Annotated in this window: 14 protein-coding genes; 10 read left to right on the forward strand and 4 right to left on the reverse strand. The window is 34.5% G+C overall.

What is annotated here, in order from left to right:
- Positions 1-135 precede the first annotated feature (135 nt).
- The 3 genes from VB798_RS04085 (at position 136) to VB798_RS04095 (ending at position 3866) form a co-directional block, all read left to right on the forward strand.
- Complete coding sequence (locus VB798_RS04085; RefSeq protein ID WP_323256767.1) at positions 136-1248, forward strand: MFS transporter; 1113 nt, start codon at positions 136-138, stop codon at positions 1246-1248.
- A 220-nt stretch (positions 1249-1468) separates the two neighbouring features.
- Positions 1469-1936 (forward strand): MarR family winged helix-turn-helix transcriptional regulator, encoded by a 468-nt coding sequence (locus tag VB798_RS04090; RefSeq protein WP_323256251.1) that lies wholly within the window; start codon positions 1469-1471, stop codon positions 1934-1936.
- A 130-nt stretch (positions 1937-2066) separates the two neighbouring features.
- Positions 2067-3866, forward strand: a complete 1800-nt coding sequence (locus VB798_RS04095; RefSeq protein WP_323256253.1) for an acyl-CoA dehydrogenase family protein — start codon at positions 2067-2069, stop codon at positions 3864-3866.
- A 68-nt stretch (positions 3867-3934) separates the two neighbouring features.
- On the opposite strand, the gene VB798_RS04100 is transcribed toward VB798_RS04095, so the two are convergent.
- Positions 3935-6640, reverse strand: coding sequence for a TonB-dependent receptor (locus VB798_RS04100; RefSeq protein WP_323256255.1), 2706 nt, complete (start codon positions 6638-6640; stop codon positions 3935-3937).
- Between the two features lie 364 nt (positions 6641-7004).
- Between VB798_RS04100 and VB798_RS04105 the strand changes: the two genes are divergently transcribed.
- From VB798_RS04105 to VB798_RS04115, 3 genes are all read left to right on the forward strand, one after another.
- Entirely contained in the window at positions 7005-8000 is a 996-nt protein-coding gene (locus VB798_RS04105; RefSeq protein WP_323256257.1) for an alpha-E domain-containing protein, read from the forward strand.
- Between the two features lie 190 nt (positions 8001-8190).
- Positions 8191-8925, forward strand: coding sequence for a peptidase (locus tag VB798_RS04110; RefSeq protein WP_323256259.1), 735 nt, complete (start codon positions 8191-8193; stop codon positions 8923-8925).
- A gap of 186 nt (positions 8926-9111) precedes the next feature.
- Positions 9112-9933, forward strand: a complete 822-nt coding sequence (locus tag VB798_RS04115) for an aminotransferase class IV (RefSeq protein ID WP_323256261.1) — start codon at positions 9112-9114, stop codon at positions 9931-9933.
- A gap of 42 nt (positions 9934-9975) precedes the next feature.
- Here VB798_RS04115 and VB798_RS04120 read toward each other — a convergent pair whose 3' ends face one another.
- Positions 9976-10788: a tRNA threonylcarbamoyladenosine dehydratase gene (locus tag VB798_RS04120; protein ID WP_323256263.1), complete on the reverse strand. Its 813-nt coding sequence runs from the start codon at positions 10786-10788 to the stop codon at positions 9976-9978.
- Positions 10789-11066: 278 nt separating this feature from the next.
- Here VB798_RS04120 and VB798_RS04125 point away from each other — a divergent pair, with 278 nt between their 5' ends.
- From VB798_RS04125 to tamL, 4 genes are all read left to right on the forward strand, one after another.
- Positions 11067-12899, forward strand: coding sequence for an alpha-amylase family glycosyl hydrolase (locus VB798_RS04125; RefSeq protein WP_323256265.1), 1833 nt, complete (start codon positions 11067-11069; stop codon positions 12897-12899).
- A gap of 219 nt (positions 12900-13118) precedes the next feature.
- A complete protein-coding gene (locus VB798_RS04130; RefSeq protein ID WP_323256267.1) occupies positions 13119-13844 on the forward strand; it encodes a hypothetical protein in 726 nt (241 codons plus the stop codon).
- A gap of 163 nt (positions 13845-14007) precedes the next feature.
- Positions 14008-18942 carry a translocation/assembly module TamB domain-containing protein gene (locus tag VB798_RS04135; RefSeq protein ID WP_323256269.1) on the forward strand — a complete coding sequence of 1645 codons (4935 nt, stop codon included), beginning with the start codon at positions 14008-14010 and terminating at the stop codon, positions 18940-18942.
- A 23-nt stretch (positions 18943-18965) separates the two neighbouring features.
- Positions 18966-21344, forward strand: coding sequence for a translocation and assembly module lipoprotein TamL (gene tamL, locus VB798_RS04140; RefSeq protein WP_323256271.1), 2379 nt, complete (start codon positions 18966-18968; stop codon positions 21342-21344).
- A 57-nt stretch (positions 21345-21401) separates the two neighbouring features.
- Here tamL and VB798_RS04145 read toward each other — a convergent pair whose 3' ends face one another.
- Complete coding sequence (locus VB798_RS04145; protein ID WP_323256273.1) at positions 21402-22013, reverse strand: hypothetical protein; 612 nt, start codon at positions 22011-22013, stop codon at positions 21402-21404.
- Positions 22014-22579: 566 nt separating this feature from the next.
- A complete protein-coding gene (locus VB798_RS04150; RefSeq protein ID WP_323256275.1) occupies positions 22580-23020 on the reverse strand; it encodes a hypothetical protein in 441 nt (146 codons plus the stop codon).
- Positions 23021-23246: the final 226 nt, after the last annotated feature.

The following is a 23246-nucleotide window of genomic DNA, read 5'->3' on the forward strand; positions in this document are numbered from 1 at the left end:
AATTAGTAATAATACAAAAATAAGACAATAATTGAGTAATCCAGAACAATCTAAATGGCTATGATTTTGGTTCTTTTGCATCCTATTTTAAATACTTACTTTATTAAAATGAAAAAAAACATATATGCTTTGTCGATGGGAGCATTTGCTTTTGGGATGGCAGAGTTCTTAATGATGAGTATCTTGCCTGACGCAGCCGAAGGGTTAAATATTTCTATATCAAAAGCGGGGAATTTAATAGCTTTTTACGCTCTGGGAGTTTGTGCAGGAGCTCCCCTACTCATTACGATTACACGTAACTTAAAACTGCGTACAATTTTAGTAATATTACTGAGTATTTTTGTGCTAGGAAGCTTACTGACGGCTGTTAGTAATGTCTATTTACTAACTATCATTGGACGATTTTTTTCAGGTTTACCACATGGAGCTTTTTTTGGAGTGGCTGCCATTGTAGCCAACAAACTAGCTGACGATGGAAAAGGTACCTCGGCAGTAGCAACAGTAATGATGGGCATGACGGTTGCAAATTTACTGGGTGTACCCCTCGGAAACCTAATAGGTCACTATATTTCATGGCGAGTTCTTTTCCTTTTAAATGCAATTATTGGATTATTCTCTATTTATTTCATTTATCAATGGATTCCAGAGCTTCCTCCGCTACCCAAAACAAAGGTTTGGGAACAATTTAGGTTTTTAAGAAAACTAAATCCTTGGCTTATGATTATCGTTACGGTACTTATCAATACTGGAATCTTTGCGTGGTATAGCTATATTAACCCTTTTATGACAGATGTAACCAAAATAGATGTGAAATTTATGCCATTATTGATGATTTTGTCGGGAGGAAGCATGTGCATTGGTAATTATCTAGGCGGAAAACTTTCTGATAAATTTAGCCCTAAAACAACAACCATTTATTTACAAATAGTATTAGCGTTGGCATTAGTTACCTTATACATGTGGGGTAACCAACCTATAGTTTCATTAACAATGCTGTGTATAGGAGCCTCTTGCTTTTTTGGACTTTCGGCACCAATTCAACAATTATTTTTTCTGAGTTCAAAAGGTGGTGAAATGATGGGAGGTGCTCTTGGACAACTTGCTTTCAACCTTGGTAATGCGATGGGTGCTATAGTAGGTGGAGCGGCTATTATAAAATACGGAAGAATGGAATACACCGCATTTGCAGGAATCTGGTTTCTAGCTATTGGGATTATTGTATTCTATCTATTTAAACGTAGAAATTAAAAGCATATCATAAACATCAGCATTAATTTCTTGCCATTTTTCTATGAATTTATTTCATGGGAAAATGGCATTTTTATTAAATATTTTTCATGATTATTTTAGTAGTATGCTTGCAGAACAATTTTTTCTTTACCATTTTTACCATATTATGCAAAGCATAACATTCAATTAAAATTTCCCTAATACTGTATCTTAAGTTTTTATAAACAATTCATCCAATATGAAAGCAGATAAAACCGTAGATTATCACATAAAATCAGGTTGGCATGCCATCAGTAGAATGTACAATTCTTTTGCAGCACCATTCGACATGACAATGGCTATTGGTTATGTATTATTGAATATCGACAAAAAAGGAACTCCTGCTACCAAAATTGCCCCTGCTTTAGGCTTAGAACCACGAAGTTTAACCAGAATGCTAAAATCTTTGGAAGACAAAAAATGGATTAGAAGAGAAACCGATGAAGAAGACCGAAGAGTAGTAAAGGTATATCTTACCGAAGAAGGCAAACGCAAAAGAGATAAAGCTCGTGAAGGCGTATTAATTTTCAACAATGCGATTTATGAAAAAATTGGTGCTGAAAAATTAGAGATTTTCTTTGAAGTCATGGAAAAAATCAGCGAAGTTGTAGATATCGATACTGCTGGTTATAAAGCCGATAACATTGGCGAAGATGAGTTTATCTAAAGAAAAAATCTGGAATGAAATTATTTTAAATGTTATGCTTGCATAACATTTTTTTTATTGCTTATCTTTACATAAAATAGTACGTAAGCATCATATTTTAGGCTTTTATTCAGATTAAATTGATAAAGACATGACAATCACAGCTAATAAAGCTTCCATCAAAGGAGGCGAGTTTTTAATTAAAGACATCGACGCTTCGCAAATTTTCACTCCTGAAGATTTTACAGAAGAGCAACAAATGATTGCCCAAACTTGCTTGGATTTCCTTCGTACAGAAGTACATCCACGTTTAGACGATATAGATTACGCCAAAAATACCGATTTGATGGTTGAACTAATGGATAAAGCTGGCGAGCTAGGTCTATTGGGAACGGCTATTCCAGAAGAATATGGTGGTTTTGGGATGAATTTCAATACTTCAATGTTGGTAGCTGAGGCTTGTGGTGGTGGGCATTCTTTTTCGGTAGCCTTGTCAGCACATACTGGTATTGGTACTTTGCCTATTTTGTATTATGGTAACGAAGAGCAAAAAACCAAATACTTACCAAGATTAGCCACTGGCGAATGGAAAGCCGCTTATTGTTTAACTGAGCCAGATTCAGGTTCGGATGCAAATTCTGGAAAAACCAAAGCTGAATTATCGGAAGATGGTAAACATTATATCATCAACGGACAAAAAATGTGGATAACAAACGGTGGTTTTGCTGATTTATTTATTGTTTTCGCTAAAATTGATAACGATAAATCGTTAACGGCCTTTATTGTTGAAAAAGATTTTGGTGGTATTACAATGAACGAAGAAGAGCGAAAAATGGGCATCAAAGGTTCATCTACTCGTCAAATCTTCTTTAATGATTGTAAAGTACCTGTTGAAAATCAGCTTTATACTCGTGAAGGAGGCTTTAAGATTGCGGTAAATATTTTGAACATTGGTCGTATCAAATTAGCCTCTGCAGTTGTCGGTGCTTCTAAAGGGATTATTGGTAAAGCTGTTAATTATGCCAACGAACGCAAGCAATTTGGTACTTCAATCAGCAACTTCGGAGCAATCAAACATAAAATTTCCGAGATGAATGTAAAAGTATTTGCTTCAGAATCAGCTTGTTATCGTGCAGGACAAAATATTGACGATGCCATTGAAGATTTATTAGCAAGTGGCGTAGAGTCATCTCAAGCAAAACTAAAAGGCGTTGAACAATTTGCCATAGAATGTGCCATGCTTAAAGTACATGGTTCAGAAGTATTGGATTTTATTGTTGATGAAGGAGTACAAATTTATGGTGGAATGGGCTTCTCAGCCGAAGCACCAATGGATAGAGCTTACAGAGATTCTAGAATTAACAGAATTTTTGAAGGTACTAATGAAATCAACCGTTTGCTTTCTGTAGGAACAGTTGTAAAACGTGCCATGAAAGGCGAAATCAACTTAATGCCTGCGGCGATGGAAGTTGGCAAAGAGATTATGTCGATACCAGATTTTAGTATTTCTGATGAAGAGGGTATTTTCATCGCAGAGAAAAAAGTAATAAAAAATATGAAAAAAGCCATTTTGATGGTGGCTGGTGCAGCATTACAAAAATTCATGATGAAGTTTGAACAAGAACAAGAAATCATTATGAATTTGGCTGACATGATGATAGAACTTTATATCGCAGAATCGACGCTACTAAGAGTTGAAAAATTAATATCAGTACGTGGCGAAGCAGCTTGTACTTTACAAAAAGATGCCGCATTAATCTATTTACATAGCGCAGTAGAGAAAACAAATAATGCAGGAAAATCTGCCATTACAAGTTTTGCCGAAGGCGATGAACTCCGTGTAATGCTAATGGGCTTAAAACGTTTTACAAAAATAGAACCGATGAATCTCAAAGATGCTCGCAGAAGAATTGCTGAAGCATCTATTGAAAAAAATAGTTATGTTTTTTAGCAACATTACTTGATATACAAAAGAGGTCTTTACTCGACGAGTAAAGACCTCTTTTAGTTATTAATGAATTAGAATTTAATATTCAAACTTGCGTTAAAAATAGTACCTAATTGGCTAAACTGAGAACCATCATAAGTAACTCTTGAATAACGTCCGTTGAAAGTGATTAAATTATATTGTTCGTAATATTTTGCAGATGGTACGTTGTTGTTAGCATCGTAACGTGTTTTAGCGCCTGTTTTAAGGTCAATAAAATCCCATTTTGGTAATACATTCAACACATTGTTGACGTTAAATGTAAAAGTAGTTTTTGATGAGAAAGGAATACTAATTGCTAAATCAGAAACGACTGCTGGAGTAAACTCTGTATCAGTATTAGCGTCTAAGCCATTTTGATGAAAACGAGTTTTTCCAAATAAAGTATTATTCAAATTGATATTAATGCCTTTGATTAAATAATCGAATCCAAGAATTACTTTGTATTTTGGACGAGATGAAAACAATAAAGCATCTTGTGTTCTATCAAAAATTGATTTGCCAGCATCAGCAATCAATTTCGGGTTGTTGATTGAAGTATATTTATTTTCGAAAGTATAATTACCTGCTAAATTGATTCCCAATTTTCCCATTCCTAATTCAATATTCTTCTGAGAAACTACAAAATCAAGCCCAGAAGTAGTTGTATTCAACGCATTTGCAAAGAAACTTACTGCAACAATACCGTTTGATGTCAAAATATTATCTAAAGCTGTGTTTCCTGCATCTGTTCCTGCAATTTCAGAACCTAAGACGATACGGTCTTTTACTTTGATATTGTAATAGTCTAACGTAACACTTAGGTTTTTCGTTGGATTCAAGCCTAAACCTACAGTAAAGTTGGTTGATTTTTCGGGAGTTAATTTTGGTACTCCTAAAGCAAAAGCTTGTGGACTTACATTATTTACAACACCTTTTGTTTGAATTCCTTGACCCGGCACAAAACTAGCTTGTGCTTGTTGTTGATAAATTTGGTGTAATAAAGGTGCACGGAAACCAGTAGAATAAGAACCACGCAATGTTACTTTATCACTAAATTTATAACGTGAACTAATTTTATAAACTGTCGCATCACCAAAATCGCTGTAGTGTTCTGAACGTAAAGTACCATTTACTAAAAATTCATCAGTAATATCATATCCTAAATCTACGTATCCACCAAAGTTAAAACGAGTATTTGTTCCTGCATTGTTCGGTGTAGTTCCCGGAAAAGAATCCGCACCAGAACCAACATAAGAAGAAGTATCTCCTACAAAAACAGTAAAGGTTTCTGCACGAAACTCAGAACCAAACGAAAGGCTCAACTTATCATTTACTTGTTTAGAAACATCAATATTCCCAACGTTGTGGCTAAACTCATATCCACCCGGTTTAAAATAAGTAGGCGATCCTTTACCTAAACTTCTGTTTACAGAATTCGAAACAGTATATAATTGTTTGTTTCCACCCGTTGTAAAACTTAAATCTGTTTTCCAACCATTTGTTTCACTTTTAACGCCGATGGTTGCAGTATAATCATTCAAATCTCCTTGGAAAGTAGGTACATAACCTAAATAAGGTTGTCCTGCTGGGGTTAAAAGTCCATTGTCAGTTGGTCGCCAATACGGAGTACGATAATTCGCAAAACTGTTTACTCTTTTATACACATAAGCCGCAGTGTAATACAATTCTGCTTTTTCGCCCACTGAATATCCACCATTCACTAAGAATTTTGCAGCCGTATTTTCTGGCTGACCATTGATGTTACCAGCATCAGGTTTAAGTGCCAAGAAACTCTTTACTTGTGCCAAGGGAGCATCAAAACCCAAGCTTGCATCAGCTTCAGCTTCGGCACTCACTGTACCCGGACGATTCGCCAAAGTTGTGCGACTAAAATCAATCGTGTAATTGATATATCCTTTTTCAAAATTTGATCCATTATTCACCGAAAAACCAATGTGTTTTCCATCTCCTTTAGCAGTAACACCCATTGTAAGCGTAGCCGAACCATAATCAAATTTATCTTTCAAGATAATGTTCATTACACCTGCAATCGCATCAGAACCATATTGAGCAGATGCACCATCACGCAAAATCTCAACACGTTTAATCGCTTGTTGTGGAATCGCCGAAATATCAGCACCCGATTCCCCACGACCAGGCGAAGTCTGAATGTACATCAAAGCACTTGTGTTTTTACGTTTCCCATTAATCAAAATTAAGGTACGGCTTGGACCCATGTTTCTAATTTCATAAGGGTCAAGTAAAGAAGTAGCATCATTTACAGGAGTATTCACCGTGTTGAAAGATGGTACTCGGTATTGAAGCGCTTTGTCGAAAGAAGTTTGTCCAGTAGTTTTCAAATCTGCCGCAGAAAGAATATCAATGGGAAGCGGCGTGTCGGTCATCGTTCTTTTAGAATTTCGACTACCCGTTGAAATCACCACCTCTTCTAACTGATTACTAGCAACATCAAGCGAAACATTCAAAACACCAGTACCAACAGGCACATCTTTGGAAGCATAACCAATAAATGATACTGTTAAGACAGACACCGAGACGGGTACTTTCAGCGTAAATTCTCCTAAGCTGTTCGTTACCGTTCCGATTGATGTTCCTTTGGCAACAACTGAAGCTCCGGCTAATACGGAACCATCCTTCGCATCTTTGACCTTTCCAGTCAGCGTTTTGTCTTGGGCATAGTTTAGCCCCCTAAATCCTAGCATCGCTAGAATTGTAAGTAGAAAAATTTTTTTCATGTGTTTTTTAGAAAAGATTAATATTAATTTGGTTATTTTAACTAAAAGCTAAATAACTATTTGCAATATAACATAAAAACGATATTTTCATATAACCTCTTTTTTTTATTTATGAAGTTTGAAAAAAGGAATAATTATTTTCTAAGGAAAAATATAACTAAAAAAAGAGCACAATATTGAAAACCATTTAAACTTGCTAAAATCCATCGGAAGGTGTTGATTAAATAGATTTTTCTTCTAATTTTATGAATACGTAATTTTCAAGAAAATGTCAATTTCAACTTCATATAGTATCGCAAATCAACCTTTAGTGAAGTAAAATTGTTTTCATAAATTTCCCATTAACGCATTAAACCCATAATGTATGCTTAGCAGAGTAGCAAATTCTATCTATTGGATGAATCGGTACATCGAACGTGCCGATAATTATGCCCGTTTTATTTCGGTAAACTTCAATTTAGCACTTGACTTACCTCCTGACGTACCTGAACAGTGGGAACCGCTGATTATTGCCACGGCCGATAATTATATCTTCCAAAAGCATTATGATGCGCCTACTCGTGAAAACGTATTGTATTTTATGGCTTTTGATGTAAAAAATCCAAACTCGATTTTATCCTGTTTGCTTGAAGCTCGTGAAAATGCAAGAACCATTCGTGAGAGTATCTCTCGTGAAATGTGGGAATACGTCAATCAAATTTATTGGACAGTAAAAGATGCTGCTGCCGAAAGTAAGTCATGGGAATTGGCAAGATACCAAGGTTTTTTAGAGAACATCAAAACTGGTAGCCAATTGTTTTATGGTATTGTTGATTCAACCATTACCAGAGGCGAAGGTTGGCATTTTGGGCGTTTGGGCAGGTTGATAGAACGTGCTGATAAAACGACAAGATTCTTGGATGTAAAATACTTTACACTTTTGCCAGAAATTGGTGCAGTAGGTTCACCACTTGATTTGATGCTTTGGTCATCTGTATTAAAATCGGTGAGTGCTTACAATATGTTTCGTCAACAGTATCAAGTGATGAATCCGACAGCTATTGTCGATTTTTTATTACTCGATAAAAAATTCCCTCGCTCGGTAATGCACTGCATTCGTCAGGCAGAATTATCATTGTACGAAATATCAGGTACTGCTATCACAGCTTCGTATTCAAATCCTGCTGAAAAAGCACTTAGTAAATTGCGTTCTGAAGTAGAATTCACTGAAATTAAAGATATTTTTGATACGGGTTTACATCAATATCTTGACGAATTTCAACAAAAAAATAATGCTGTTGGCAAAGCAATCTATCAAACGTATTTTGATTTAAAACCAGTAATTGAAGAAGAAATACACTTAAATATGGTAGAACAATAAGTAGTTTTTTTACTTTTGTATGTTAGTTATTTTTACTTATAACTAGCCAACCACTATTTACAAAAACGCTGGAATCATTAGTTTTACATATACCTGATTTTGTACGATTAAACCTGCATTTTAACGCTTGGTCGTTGCTGTACAAAATAGAGATTAACTAATTGATTCAAACAAATTATCGACTGTGCAAATGACATACTGTTTAGGGATTAAAGTACGTGGAGGCATCGTGGCTATCGCTGACACTAGAATTACCGCTGGTACGGAGGTTTACTCCAACAAAAAGGTTTCTATCCACGAAGTAGGTAACCATTCTCTTTTTATCATGACGGCCGGTCTAAGATCAGTCCGTGATAAATCTATCATCTATTTTAACAGACTTACTGAAGAAAAAGGTTGCAAGTTTGACTATATGTACGAAGCTGTTAATGCCTTCGGTGATATGATTAGAAAAGTAGCCCAAGAAGATAAAGCAACACTAAAAGCAGAAGGTTATAATTTCAATTTGCATTCAATTGTGGGTGGACAAATGCCACATGATGATGAGCATAAATTGTTTTTGATTTTTCCTGAAGGCAATTGGATTGAGATTAACGAAGGTTTAAAGTACCAAATTATTGGTAACTCTAATTATGGAAAACCTTTGTTGAATCGTACTTTATCTTATGAAACGACTTTAGAAGATGCCCTAAAATTAGGTTTTCTTTCGTTCGATGCTACGCAAGTAAGTGCAAGCGATGTTGATTATCCGATTGATGTGATTGTTTATCAAAAAGATAGTTTCAACGTTATTGAACATCGCCTGACTAAAGATGATATGAGCGAAGTAACTAAAAAGTGGAATGCTTTATTGAAAGATTCTGTCGATAATTTGCCTAATGAATGGCTACAAAATATTTTAGAAAAAAGCTGTGAAGTTCAATAAATGATAGCAGACTTGGTATGTTTAAAATATACCAAGTTTGCTATTTTCGTTATCCATCATCTTCAAATTCATCATCTCCTTCTTCTAATTTCGGAATTTTATAATGACTGAACAGTATTATTTACTGAATCAGATTAATCAAGTATTTGATAATTATACATTTCGATTCTTTTGATTAGCCACAAAATGAAAGAGTATATTTTTTTAAACGGACAAATTATTCCTGCTGAGAATGCTAATATTCATGTTAGTGACCTTGGTTTATTAAGAGGTTATGGCATTTTTGATTTTTTTCGTGCGATTGATGGAAAAGCTATTTTTATAGAAGACCATCTCGACCGTTTTGAGAATTCTGCCAATTTAATGGGTTTAAAAATTCCCGCTTCTCGTGATGAACTCAGGAATATCATTTTAGAAATCATTCGCTTACATCCCCAACATTTATTAGGCGTGAAAATGGTAATGACGGGCGGTTACTCTGCTGATGGTTATACTCCTGCGGAACAATCCAATTTAATCGTTATGGGAAAACCTTTTGAATTCAAACCTGCTGATGTGGGAATGAAACTGATGAGTGTTGAGTACCGAAGAGAAATTCCTGAAATTAAAACCCTAAATTATATTACACCCATCAGGGCTTTAGCCAAAATGAAGGCATTTGGTGCAGACGATGTACTCTATCATCAAAATGGCTTAATTTCAGAATCTTCAAGAAGTAATATTTTTGTCATTAAAAACGAAAAGATTATTACTCCTGTAGATGGCGCATTGTTTGGAGTAACAAGAAAACACGTACTGAATATCGCTAAAAGGCATTTTGTAGTAGAGGAAAGAGACCTAAGTACACAAGAATATTACGATGCCGACGAAGTATTTACAACTGGAAGTACCAAAAGAATTGTTGCTATTACACAAACCGACAATACAGTATTTAGCGAAGGTAAAGTTGGGAAAATCACGAAGAAGCTTCAAGATTTGTTCTTGGAACATGAAAAAAATTTTAGTTAAAAAAGAGAGGCAATTGTTAAGATGAACAATTGCCTCTCTTTTTTATTTAGCCGCTTTTCGTTTTTTCTCTAATTCTTGTTGCTTCTTTTCTCGACTTGCCAAAGCTTTTAATTTCTTTTCCATTTCTACTGGAAAACCCAACAAATCCCTTAAAACGACCGACGCACAAACGCCACCAAAAGCAGCTGGCATATAGGAAATCGTACCATAAGCCGATTTCTTGTAGTTTGAGCCATCTGTTAACATTAACGATTCTTCCATCATTTTTTCAGTAGAATAAACCGCCTTAATGCCCGAACGAATACCAAGTTTACGCAGTCGTTTTCTAACAAGTGAAGCCAAGTAACATTCACGAGTATCAAACAAATCTGCGGTACGGATTTTTGTTGGGTCAACCTTACCACCCGCTCCCATCGAACTTACAATTCTCAGGTTTTTCTGATGTGCCGTTGTCAGTAACATTAATTTTGGAGTGATTGAATCAATACAGTCCATCACGTAATCAAAATTATTATTAGTTAAAATCTCTTCAACCGCTTCTGGCGAAAGAAATTGACGAATACTTGTCAGCTTCAATTCAGGATTGATTGCCAACAAACGTTCTTCCATTAAATCTGCTTTGGGTTGTCCATGTGTGGTAGAAAGTGCGGGTAATTGTCTGTTTCTGTTAGAAGGATCTACCACGTCACCATCAACGATAGTCATCGTTCCAACACCCGAACGAGCAATAAATTCAGCGGCAAAAGAGCCTACACCACCAAGCCCCACCACCAAAACGTGAGCATTCTGTAACTTCTGGATTCCTTCGTCTCCTATTAATAATTTGGTTCTTCCAAGCCAAGCTAAATCACTCATTTTTCAAAAATTATACTCATAAACTTCAATGTTATGAGTCGATAAAAGGGTTATTCTCCACGATTTTACAAAATTACAGAACTATCATTAATTTTTTAAATCTACACTAGAATTGTAGAGAAAAAGCCACAACAAATTTCTTTTTGTAGAATTTGTAGCAAAAAAATTACGTCCAATTATGTTTTTATAACTGGCATATAAATTTAAGTTCTGAATGTACGATAATATTACTCACAACATTACTCACAACATTTCTCACAACTATTAACAAGAAAAGGATGAATAACCAGACGAACAATACAGTCAGTGACAAAATAAACGTTGATGGAATGGGTGCTATCATCCACGACAACGGAGTATTTTTTAGAGTTTGGGCACCAAATGCGCAAGAAGTAAGTGTCATTGGTTCGTTCAATGACTGGAATCCTAATGAAGCAACCTTTGAAAAAGAGGGAAATGGTTATTGGAGTACAAATGTTTTTGAAGCAAAAGCAGGAGATGAGTATAAATATTATCTAAAAACACCATCTGAGGAACTCAAACGAAATGACCCTTATTCACGCAAACTAACTAATTCCGCAGGGAATTCAATTGTATATGACCCCAATAATTTTGACTGGGAAGAAGATAATTTTCAGATGCCAACTTGGAATAAATTGGTTATCTATGAACTGCATGTGGGTACTTACCATGTAAAAAACAAAGGACAGGTTGGTGATTTCTACAGTCTTATCGAAAAGCTAGACTATTTAAAAGACCTTGGTATTAATGCCATAGAAGTAATGCCTCCTTTTGAATTCCCAGGTAATTTTTCTTGGGGTTACAATCCATCCTATCCATTTGCCATAGAATCAAGTTATGGTGGGCCAGATGCTTTTAAGGCTTTTATCAAAGCTGCACACGAGTATGGTATCGCTGTAATTTTGGATGTTGTTTACAATCATTTTGGACCGACAGATATGGATCTTTGGCAATTTGACGGCTGGCAAGAAAACGGAATGGGCGGTATTTATTTCTATAATGATTGGCGAGCGAATACTCCTTGGGGAGATACTCGACCTGATTATGGCAGACCAGAAGTACGCCAATACATTCGTGATAATGCAATGATGTGGCTTGAAGAATTTAGAGTAGATGGACTAAGAATGGACATGACTCCATACATTAGAAATGTAAAAGCCAATGAAGATTCAAGCTCTATTTTACAAGAAGGATTAAGTTTAATCAGATGGATTAATAGCGAAGTAGCTGAAAAATTCCCTTGGAAAATAATCATTGCTGAAGATTTACATGGATTAGATTCCATAACAGACCATCTAGGAAACGAATGTGGTCTGGGTTTTGGTAGCCAATGGGATGCTGATTTTGTTCATCCTATCCGTAAAGCTTTGATTGAGCAAGAAGACGAATATCGAAACATGGAAAGTATTTGTTTGGCACTTCTTAATAAATATTCTGGTGATACTTTTAAAAGAGTAATTTATACAGAATCGCATGATGAGGTAGCCAATGGCAAAGCAAGAGTAGCAGAAGAAATTGCTTCTGATAATGTGAACAATTGGTTTTCTAAAAAAAGAGCATCATTGGGTACTGCTTTAGTGATGACAACTGGAGGAATTCCGATGTTATTTCAAGGACAAGAATTATTGGAAGATAAATGGTTTTCGGATACTGACCCGATTGACTGGACTAAGGCTGAAAAATTCAAAGCTTTTACTGGTTTACATAAAGATTTAATAAAACTTCGCCTTAATTATTACAATAATACCGAAGGCTTAACAGGGCAAAATACTCAAATTATCAGAGTAGATGAAACACATAAAATCATTGCTTTTCAAAGATGGAGTAAAGGTGGACAAGGCGATAATACCGTAGTAATACTTAATTTTTCGAATAAATCTTATGAAGATTTAGCAATAGGTTTTCCACAAGCAGGACTTTGGAAACTAAGATTCAATAGCGATTGGGAAGGCTATGATAAAGACTTCGATAATTTTGATTCCCATCATATCAACACCCAAGCAGGCGAATATGATAACATGCAACATTATGCTACAATATCTATTGCAGCTTATACAGCATTGATATTTTCACAAGATAAAGACGAATAATTAGCGGTGGGCAGAGGGCATATATTCACAAGGAATGTTACGGCATTCCTTGTGTTGTTTTAGAAAGAAAAAAATCTTTCCTCAAAATATAACTATTCCATTTATTTATGCGGTATTTATATTAAAATAATGAACACTTCTTTCTATAAACAATATCAGTGAGTATTTTAGAGTTCCATAGACAAACAGTATTAAAACCTTAAATTTCAAATATATCTCATGAAAAAATTAAGTATCATTACCTTGATGATGAGTTTGTTCGTTATCAATGCTTTTGCACAATCGCCTGATACGATTTTTAATAAATATTACCAAAGTACTGGCGGATTGCCGCTTTGGAAAAAAGTAAAAACTTATACGTTGAAACAGTCGTTCGTAGCCAATGCTGCAACAGATTATGATATGGAAGTGAAGGCTTCACTAACGGATAAATCTATGCTAAAAACCAAAACTATCATGAAACGTAGTTTTATCTATGGCGTAGGTACAGCAGATGCTTTCTTAAAAATTCCGACGGGAAGCCGTGATAAAGCCATCGTTTATGATGTGAAAGATTTGAGTGCCAAAGAACAAAGTAATATGAAAAGAGAAGTAGATGATTTCCTTTTACCTTTTCTGAATTACGAGCAAAAAGGCTACATTGCTACTTATGTTGGTTTAGAAGTTATCGGGGCACAAAGATTACATCATATTGAATTAAAAGGGAAAGACATCAAACACGATTTGTATTTCGATAATATCACGAATTTCTTAACGAAAGCAAAATACAAATTACCTAGTGGAGAAGAAATCACACAAGACTATAACGTTTATACAACATCTGATTTTGGTTTAAAATACCCTTCAGCAGGTACTTATTATAGTAGTATTGATAAAAAAACGGTTAAATTGACGAATGTTTTTATTTTCAATCCAACTTTTGAAATAACTACTTTCAAACGTTAATATGCTTAGGTTTAATATCAATCCAATCGAAAGGTTGGATTGATATTTTTTTGTAATAAAGAATAGTCTATCAAAATAAAATATACCTATTACCTTTTCTTTTGTAATTGACATTAAAGGCTGACATACTTTAATGAGCTTTAAACCACATGAAAAAGACTAAATGAAACAGTTTGTAAAAATAGCAGGCATCATTTTTCTAAGTTTAGTACTTATTCTGATAAGTCTAATCTTTTACTTCAGAACGCCCGCTGGTGAATTATACCTAACCGAAAAAGTAGTTTTCTATCTTCAAAAGAAACTCAACAAACCATTTTCTATCAAAAGAATTAGCTATAACATCCCAGATTGGATTGCGTTAGAAGGCGTTTATTTGCCCGATAATCAGAATGATACATTGCTTTACGGAAACAAAATGCGTTTGGATATTGATATGTTGGCTTTATTACAAAACAAGGTAAGTATCAATAAAATAGAGTTAGATAATATCAATCTTAATTTAAAACGTACCCTTCCAGATACTACTTTCAATTTCAACTACATCTTAAAAGCATTTGAGAGTCCTGATAAAAGTACCGACACAACCAAAGGCACTCCTCTCAATTATCAGCTATCTAATATTCTTCTTAAACAAGTTAACATCGCTTATCTCGATGATGTCACTGGCGTAGATGCAAAAGTTAGGCTAGAAAATGCTCAAACGTCATTCAAAGCTATTGACCCAAGTACTTCAAAATATCACTTAGACAAAGTATCATTAAATGGCGGAAACTTATCTCTTCGCATTTATGAAGCGTTGACAAAAACTCCAGAAAATACTGTAAAATCAGATAGTTTGGACTTAGCTTTTGGAGAATTTGATGCTAAAAATATTCAATGGAAAATCACAGAAGAAAGTGCTGGGTTGGTTAATACCGTAAAATTGGGTTCACTGAATGTAAAAGGCGATAAACTTTACTTGGCTGGCGAACAAGTACATTTAAAATCGGTAAATCTTTACAATACCGATGCAAAAGTAAGTTTCTTGAAAAAAGTAAAAAAAGAAAAAGTAAAGACTCAAACAGAATCTTCATCGCCCAATAACTGGAAAGTATTGGTCGATAAAATAATTTTGGATGGCAATAACATTCTGTACCAAGACTTAAACCAAGTTGCCTTAAAAAAAGGATTGGATTACAACAATTTAAAAATCAATAATTTAAAAGTAAACTTAGAACGTTTCCGTTTTTCTCCTGATAATATTTCTGGTTGGTTGTATTCAAGTTCATTCAAAGAAAAATCTGGTTTTGAATTACAAAAATTCCAAACAGATTTTGCCTACACCAATCGTCAGACGTTTTTGAAAAAACTGTATGTAAAAACGCCAAATACTATTTTAAGAGATGAATTATCGTTGAGCTATGCTTCTTTTGAGCAATTCAGTAAAAATATTGGTGCTTCAAAAATCAAACTCAATCTCAAAAATAGTCAGATTGCTTTCAAAGATATTTTATTGTTAATGCCAGATTTTGCCCAAACTCCTCCTTTCAAAGGCAATGAAAAAGCTTTGCTAAAGGTTGATGGACTAGCAACGGGAACAGTCAATAATTTAAATATTAGCAAGTTTTCATTAACTGGGTTCGGACAAGCTAAAGCCAATTTACAAGGAGTAATTACTGGTTTGCCAGACGCCAATAAAATGGCTTTAAAACTGAATATCAAAGAGGTTTCTCTTACTAAAAATGATATTTTAAAACTAGCTCCAGCCAATAGTATTCCTAGTAATATAGAGTTGCCACAAAAAGTAAATTTAGTAGGAACAATCAATGGAAAAATCCAAAATTTAGCCATTAATGCCAAAGTAAAAACCGATATGGGCGGTGCTTCTTTTAATGGGAAATTGGTCAATATTACTGCCGATAAAAATCAACAATATGAAGGTGTAATGAGTTTGGATGCTTTTGAAATGGGCAAATTCATTAAACAAACAGAAAATGTAGGCAAGCTAACGCTCAATGCAAAAGTAAAAGGGAAAGGTTTAGACTTAAAAACGATGAATACTGCTATTGAAGGCACTATTCAGCAAGCAGAAGTAAAAGGCTATAATTATAAAAATTTAGTATTTCAGACTAATATCGCTAATCAAATCGCACAAATCAATGCGCATATTACTGACCCAAACATTTCATTAAAAATCGACACAAAAGTTGATTTATCTCAAAATTTTCCAGGCGTAAAAGGGAATATTGAAATTGCTGAATTAAATCTAAAACCACTAGGATTTTATGCCGATAACATTGGAATTCATGGAGATATTGATGTAGATATGCCATCAACTGACCCAAACAATCCAAATGGAAAAATAACAATTCACGAGGCAACAATCTTTCAAGATGGCAAGCCAATTAAACTTGAAAATACAACGCTGACTGCCCAAAATACGAAAGATGGCAGAAGATTTGATATTCAATCGCCATTTTTGATAGCCAACATCAAAGGTGATTTTAACTATTTACAACTATCTGATATTTTTATCAGCAATATCAATCGCTATTTTACAATTCCTGATATTACTTTCACACCAATTACTGAGCCTTACAAACTTTCTATTGAGGCAAAAATGGTAAAGCATCCAGTTTTTAAAGCTTTTTTGCCCGGTCTTACCAAACTTGATACTGTTCGTTTTTCGGCTTTACTGAATAGTCAGACTGATACGCTGATGAAGATGTCTTTATTTTCTCCCAATCTGGAATATGATACCATCAAAGTTTCCAATGTAAAAGTAAACCTGAGTGCAAATGCTGAAAAGTTGACTTATCAAGCCGGACTTTCGGGTGTTGAAATGAATAGCTTTAGAATCCGAAAGACATTTTTAAATGGAAGTGTAGCGAATAATACGGCAACTTTTAAAGCTATTTTTAAAGATTCTATCGACCAAAACAGAAATGAAGTAGCAGGTTTAGTTCAGAATTTTGATAATCAGTATAGAGTACGATTAGTTAAAGGCGGTTTGAAATTAAATTATAAAAATTGGGAAGTTGATTCAACGGGTTTTGTGCAATATGGAAAAGCGGGTTTACTCGTCAATCATTTCCAAATGGAGCAACAAAAACAGCGTTTATTCGTCAACAGTACTTCTACTGAAGCCAATGGACCCATTAATATTACAGCCGAAAATTTCAGAATTGAGAACTTTGTTACACTTTTCGTGACAGATTCATTGATGGCTAGTGGTAAAATTGACGGACAAATTTTACTGAGTAATTACATGGCGTCGCCATCGTTTACTGGTGATGTGAAGGTGACAGATTTTACTTTTCAACAAAGTCCGATTGGGAATTTAGATGTAAATGTATTTAACGAAACTGCTGAAAAAATTACAGCAAAAGCTACTTTATTAAGTGCTAAAAACGACTTACAACTCACTGGAAATTATTACCTCAATAGCGAAAATCCACTCGATTTTAAATTATCCATCAATAAACTTGGTGCAGAAACAGTACAAGCTTTCAGTTTTGGGCAATTAAAACAAGCCAAAGGTATTTTACAAGGGCAAGCCACCATCAAAGGCTCAAGTACTCAGCCACAAATTCTTGGAGATTTAGGTTTTAGCAATGTTGGCTTCAACATTACGCAATTGGGTAGCCGTTATTTGATTGACAAACAAAAACTGTTTTTTGAAGGAAAAACAATTCAACTCAAACAGTTTACACTCAGTGATACCTTAAATCAACCATTGAAAATTGATGGAAATATTTCGCTGGCAAATATTCCAGAAGTTAGATATGATTTAACGATTAATACCAAAAACTTCATGGTGTTGAATTCTAGCCGAAAAGACAATGATTTTTTCTACGGAAAAGGTTTTGTAGATGCTAGTTTATCGGTTCAGGGGATTTCGGCTGCAGCTAAAATTGAAGGCGATATTAAAGTACGTGAAAATAGTAATATTTCTATCATCGTTCCCGAAAGCTTCGACGAGCAAAGCGAAAGTGACGGAGTTGTGGTTTTTGTCAACCATCAAAACGAAGCACTCGTCAAGGAAGATTCTACGACAAAAGTATCGCTCATGAACGATTTCGTTTCGGAAATGTCATTGAATATTGAAGCTGACGACAAATCTGAATTTACCATTGTGGTTGATGAATTGAATGGAGATAATCTTAAAGTAAAAGGAAATGCCAGACTAAACGCTGGATTAAGTGCTGATGGACAGCCATTTATTTTAGGTTCTTACGATTTAACAGAAGGAAGTTATGGCTTAACTTTTGAAGTATTGAAGCGTCAGTTTTCTATCGAAAAAGGCAGTAATATTATTTGGTCTGGCGACCCAATGAATGCAGAAGTAAACATTACGGCTGTTTATAACACAGAAACTGCTCCGCTAGATTTGATGTCAAACGAAACGGATGATGATACTCGTTTCAGACAAAAAATTCAATTTGATGTTTTATTAACGATGGCTGGGCGATTGACAAAACCAGATATTTCCTTCAAAATTCGTCCTTCAAAAACACAAAAATTAGTCAGCAGTTCGGTGATTACAGACGTACAAAACCGTTTGAACAAACTGGATGCGAACGAAGTAAACAAACAAGTATTTGCTTTACTGATTTTGAATAGATTTTTCTCAGAAAAATCTTCAGACTTTTTCTCAAGCAGCGGTGGGGCAAATCCAGAAGCTTTGGCAAGACAAAGTGTGAGTAAATTACTTTCCGATCAATTAGATTTGTTGGCTTCCGACCTCATCAAAGGGGTTGATTTAGATGTGAATTTATCATCAACACAAGATTTTTTCAATGGGAAATCAAGTGCTAGAACCGATTTAAGTTTGGGTTTGTCGAAAGCTTTCTTCAATGATAAAATTGAAATTAAAGTAGGTAGAAACTTTGAATTAGAAAACAAAACGAGCATCACTAGGAACTCAGCAGAAGTATTTGATAACATTACTGTCAACTACAAACTAACAAATGATGGCCGTTATCTTTTCAAAGCATTCAGAAAAAATCAGTTCCAGTCTGTTTTAGATGGTTTTGTGGTTGAAACAGGCGTAGGTTTCACCGTGACAATAGAATATGGGACTTTCAAAGAAATTTTCAAAAAGCCAAAAAGTAAATAGCTTTTCTCCAGCAAGAAATCAACATGAATAATCAAACATTTACATATTCTTCAACATTCGGGAAAAGGTTGTCTTTACAAAAGATACTGTCTCTCCTATTTTTATGCACAGCATTGTTCATTTCTGGCTGTTCGGTTACTAAAAAATTACCCGCTGGCGAAAGCCTTTACGTTGGCGCAAGTATTAAAATGCAAGCCGACTCAGCTGTCAATAAAAAAGAAATTGCTACCGTAAAAACACAGCTTGAAGCTTTTGTAAAGCCCAAGCCGAATTCTGCAATTTTAGGTTTTCCTTACAAAGTTTGGTTTTATTACTTGTTCGGAGAGCCAAAAAGTGAATCAGGGTTTAAAAGTTTTTTCAGAAAAAGATTTGGTGAACCGCCAGTATTGGCAAGTAAAAGTGTGATTGGTGCTAATGCCAAACAAATTGGTTTATTGTTGAATAATCAAGGCTATTTTCGTTCTTCAGCATCTGGAGTACTGACTGAAAAAAACCGAAAAGCGACTGCAAATTACACCATCAATTTACATGAAAGATACATTATTGATACCATAAAATTTTCTACAAAAGATACTTCTGCTTTCGGAAAAGCCTTTGTAGCTTCACAAGCAAGGTCTTTAATCAAAAAAGGAACACCTTATCAATTCGACCAGATTAGTGCTGAACGAGAAAGAATTGACAATTTGCTAAAAAGAAGAGGATTCTATTATTTCAGACCCGATTTTATCATCATCAAGGCAGATTCTTCATTGGCTAATCATAAAGTAAATCTTAGTTTTGAGGTTAAACCTTCGACCTCGCAGGTTGCTAAAAAAATGTACTTTATCAGAGATGTACACGTTTTAGCTGATTATGGCGAAAGTGCAGTAAATGACAGTATTAAAGACTTAGAAAGTAATTATAAAGGCATCAAAATATTTGATAGAACAGGTTCATTCCGACCTAAAATTTTTGCAGATGCCATTGGTTTTCGTCGTGGAGGTAAGTATGGAAGTGCTATTCAAGACGTATCCTTGTCGAGATTAATCAACTTAAATGGAAATTTCAAATTTGTTAAAAATACTTTTGAATTAGTGCCTCGTTCAGATTCAGCACTGCTAGATGTATTTTATTTCTTGACACCTTTAAAAGCAAAATCTGTTGTAGCCGACTTAAACGCAACAACAAAATCAAATAATTACACGGGTTCAAACATCAGTATTTCGTGGCTCAACAAAAATGCTTTTAAGGGAGCAGAGTTATTGAAAATTACGGCAAATGCTGGTTTGGAGTTCCAAGTTGGTGGAGCAAGCAGTACGCTTGGTGCTTTGAATACGACTCGTTTTTCGATAGAAAGTAATCTTTCATTACCAAGATTTACCATCCCATTTGTAACGATTAATCCAGCTAAAAACCAAGCTTTACCTAAAACAAATATTAATATTGGCTACGAGCAGCTCAAAAGAGGTGGTTTGTACAACCTTACTTCGCTCAGAACGTCTTTGACTTATGCTTGGAAACAAAATGCTTCCATTGAACATTCTGTAACGCCACTTTTAGTCAATTTAGTAAAAGCTTCTAATTTTAGTGAAGATTTTGCACTAGAGTATTTCCGAAACCCGATTTTGTATGAAGAGATTTTGGATAATAAAATTATCATGAGTACGGCTTATACATTCTCGTATATGCCACAAAACAAAGCCAGTAGCCGACACAATTTTTCATTTACTGGTGGTGTTGAAGTAGCAGGGAATTTAGCGAGTTTATTGGCAAAATTAGGTTCAAACAATGATGCTTCTGTTTCTACTGTTTTTGGAGTTACTTATCCACAATATGCAAGATTTGACGCTGATTTTAGATATAGTTATCGCTTAACTCAAAACCTTCGTTTGGCAAATCGTTTCTTAGTCGGTTATGGTTTACCTTACGGAAATTCTTACTTTTTGCCAACAGTTAAACAATATGTAGCAGGCGGGAATAACAGTATTCGTGCCTTTCCGGCAAGAACCATTGGACCGGGAAGTTATTTGAGAACAGGCTCATTGTTAGAACAAACCATTGGTGGACAATCTGGTGATATTAAATTGGAATTTAATAGCGAATTAAGAGCAAAGTTTAATCAATACATTCATGGAGCTATCTTTGTGGATGCAGGAAACGTTTGGATGCAAAAAGACGAAGATATTTATGGTGCCGATGCTGTTTTTACAAAAGACTTTTATAAGCAAGTAGCCATTGGTACTGGAATTGGTTTACGATTTGACTTTAGTTATTTAGTACTCCGTTTTGATTTAGCAACGCCCGTCAGAAAACCATATTTACCTGAAAATGAACGATGGGTTTTAAAAGATTTCAATTTGGGAAATCCTGAATGGCGAAAAGAAAATCTGGTTTTAAATATTGCCATTGGTTATCCTTTCTAAGCAAAAAGCCTCTTCAAATCACTTTGAAGAGGCTTTTTGCTTAAATATTAATTACTCTTAATGTATTTTATAAGAAAACCCGAACGATAAATTTGTTCCTCGCTTACCAACAAGTCCTACATTTAAGTTAGCAAAAGCACCCAAATTCTTAAATAAGAAAAGTCTTCCACCAGCTTGTGCATAAAATGCTGTTCCAGAACCTTCTAAGATTTTACCGTACATTCCACCGACGTAAGGGTCAAACTTACTTGGCTTTTGATTATCTTCTCCAGAGAAGTGATAGTTCAAACCTACTCCCAAGAAGCCGTCTTCATATATTCCATTTTTGCCATACCAAGTTCGGGCTTCTAAACCAATGTTTCTTGCCAAGCCAAATTCGCCAGCTAATAAAACAGGGAGTACATTATCTTTGTACATAATACCACCTTCTACTACTAATAAACCTCTGTAAAATACAGGTTGAACCTTGGCATCTGCCGAAGTAACTACTTCTCCAGACTTTTCTGTTGCTACTTTATTTACATTTTGCTTCGCTCCTTTCACGACGGTATCTATTTCTACTACAACCGTTCGCTTAATAGTATCTGATTTTTGAGCATTGGTTGATAAAGCAATTAACACTAACGATAGTATTAATAAGTGTGCTTTTACAGCTAGTAAGTTTTTCATAAATCTTAATTTTTAGAAATTGTTTATAAAATACTACATAAATTATTCCACGACTAAACTATGTATTTTAGGGTAATTTTGTCCCTATTTCGGGGTAATTTAAGTATTTAAAATGAATGTTTTGGAAAGCAAGATTAAAATTTTTCACTATAAAACAAAAAAGGAATAGCTTATAGAAGCTGTTCCTTTAACCAAAAACCCTAACTGCTTAATTAGTATTGTTATCTATAAAGATTCTCTTAAAAAATGCCAACTCAACGCTACAACCTTATCTATTTTGGCAAATTCAGCAATGTTTTTTGGTAAAAAGGCAAAGGGAGGATTCTCCCTATCCTTTATCGAATACCTAACCATTACTAAATTAATAATCTTTGAAGTAGTCAAAACTAAGTTTTAAAGAAACAGGGAAATCCATTCAACTTCCCTGTTTAACTATGCTATAACCACTTTTAACTTATTCATACTGATTAGATTAAAAATATGGGAGTAGAGTACCACTCCCCATTTATCACAATCTAACCACTATGAAAAAGACTAATATTTTTTCGTGAAAAGGATTAAATAAACTATTGAATTTTCTCTTGAATTTTATCAATTTGCTTATTCAAATCTTTTTTAAAGTCCTTCCAATCACGTTTTTTCTCACTTTTCAAATCATTTAATGCTTTATCTAATTCATCCAAAGAATTCTGTAATTCTTTCTTTTTGGAAGCCAATCTGGCTTTTTCTTGAATTGTAGCATTTTTTATATCTTCATCAGCTTCTTTCAGCTTTTTGTTGATTTCGTCTTTTTTATCATCAATTTTGCTTACCAAGGCTTCTTTTTCTAATAGAATACTCTGGCTAGCCTCTTCAGCTCCATCTTTCAAATCATCCACTACACTGTCGGCTTTAGATTCAACAAGGTCTTGAGCATCTTGTGTTTTTTCGGCTATATCTTTTTTCTCATTTCTAGAACAAGAGAAAAAGGTCGAAACGACAATAAAAGCAATTATTAAATTCTTCATTCTTTTATGATTTAATTTGAAACAAAAAAAATATACCAATTTAAAAAAAATTGAGCCTTCAAAAAAAGCGGGCAAGCAATGCCTCATTTTTATGATTTATGGGGAATTGTGTAGAAAATTATACACAACCATCTGTTTTCATATAGAAAAATGGCTCTCTATACACTAAATCAACAAGGAAAATGATAATACCACTGTTGATAAATTTCTGTATTTGTTTAATATC

The sequence above is a fragment of the Arcicella lustrica genome (assembly GCF_034930985.1).
GTDB lineage: Bacteria > Bacteroidota > Bacteroidia > Cytophagales > Spirosomataceae > Arcicella > Arcicella lustrica.

Bases quoted from the DNA above. Each gene is read 5' to 3' on its own strand.
- VB798_RS04085 (WP_323256767.1), top strand. From the start codon at position 136: ATGGGAGCATTTGCTTTTGGGATGGCAGAGTTCTTAATGATGAGTATC.
- VB798_RS04090 (WP_323256251.1), top strand. From the start codon at position 1,469: ATGAAAGCAGATAAAACCGTAGATTATCACATAAAATCAGGTTGGCAT.
- VB798_RS04095 (WP_323256253.1), top strand. From the start codon at position 2,067: ATGACAATCACAGCTAATAAAGCTTCCATCAAAGGAGGCGAGTTTTTA.
- VB798_RS04100 (WP_323256255.1), bottom strand. From the start codon at position 6,640: ATGAAAAAAATTTTTCTACTTACAATTCTAGCGATGCTAGGATTTAGG.
- VB798_RS04105 (WP_323256257.1), top strand. From the start codon at position 7,005: ATGCTTAGCAGAGTAGCAAATTCTATCTATTGGATGAATCGGTACATC.
- VB798_RS04110 (WP_323256259.1), top strand. From the start codon at position 8,191: ATGACATACTGTTTAGGGATTAAAGTACGTGGAGGCATCGTGGCTATC.
- VB798_RS04115 (WP_323256261.1), top strand. From the start codon at position 9,112: ATGAAAGAGTATATTTTTTTAAACGGACAAATTATTCCTGCTGAGAAT.
- VB798_RS04120 (WP_323256263.1), bottom strand. From the start codon at position 10,788: ATGAGTGATTTAGCTTGGCTTGGAAGAACCAAATTATTAATAGGAGAC.
- VB798_RS04125 (WP_323256265.1), top strand. From the start codon at position 11,067: ATGAATAACCAGACGAACAATACAGTCAGTGACAAAATAAACGTTGAT.
- VB798_RS04130 (WP_323256267.1), top strand. From the start codon at position 13,119: ATGAAAAAATTAAGTATCATTACCTTGATGATGAGTTTGTTCGTTATC.
- VB798_RS04135 (WP_323256269.1), top strand. From the start codon at position 14,008: ATGAAACAGTTTGTAAAAATAGCAGGCATCATTTTTCTAAGTTTAGTA.
- tamL (WP_323256271.1), top strand. From the start codon at position 18,966: ATGAATAATCAAACATTTACATATTCTTCAACATTCGGGAAAAGGTTG.
- VB798_RS04145 (WP_323256273.1), bottom strand. From the start codon at position 22,013: ATGAAAAACTTACTAGCTGTAAAAGCACACTTATTAATACTATCGTTA.
- VB798_RS04150 (WP_323256275.1), bottom strand. From the start codon at position 23,020: ATGAAGAATTTAATAATTGCTTTTATTGTCGTTTCGACCTTTTTCTCT.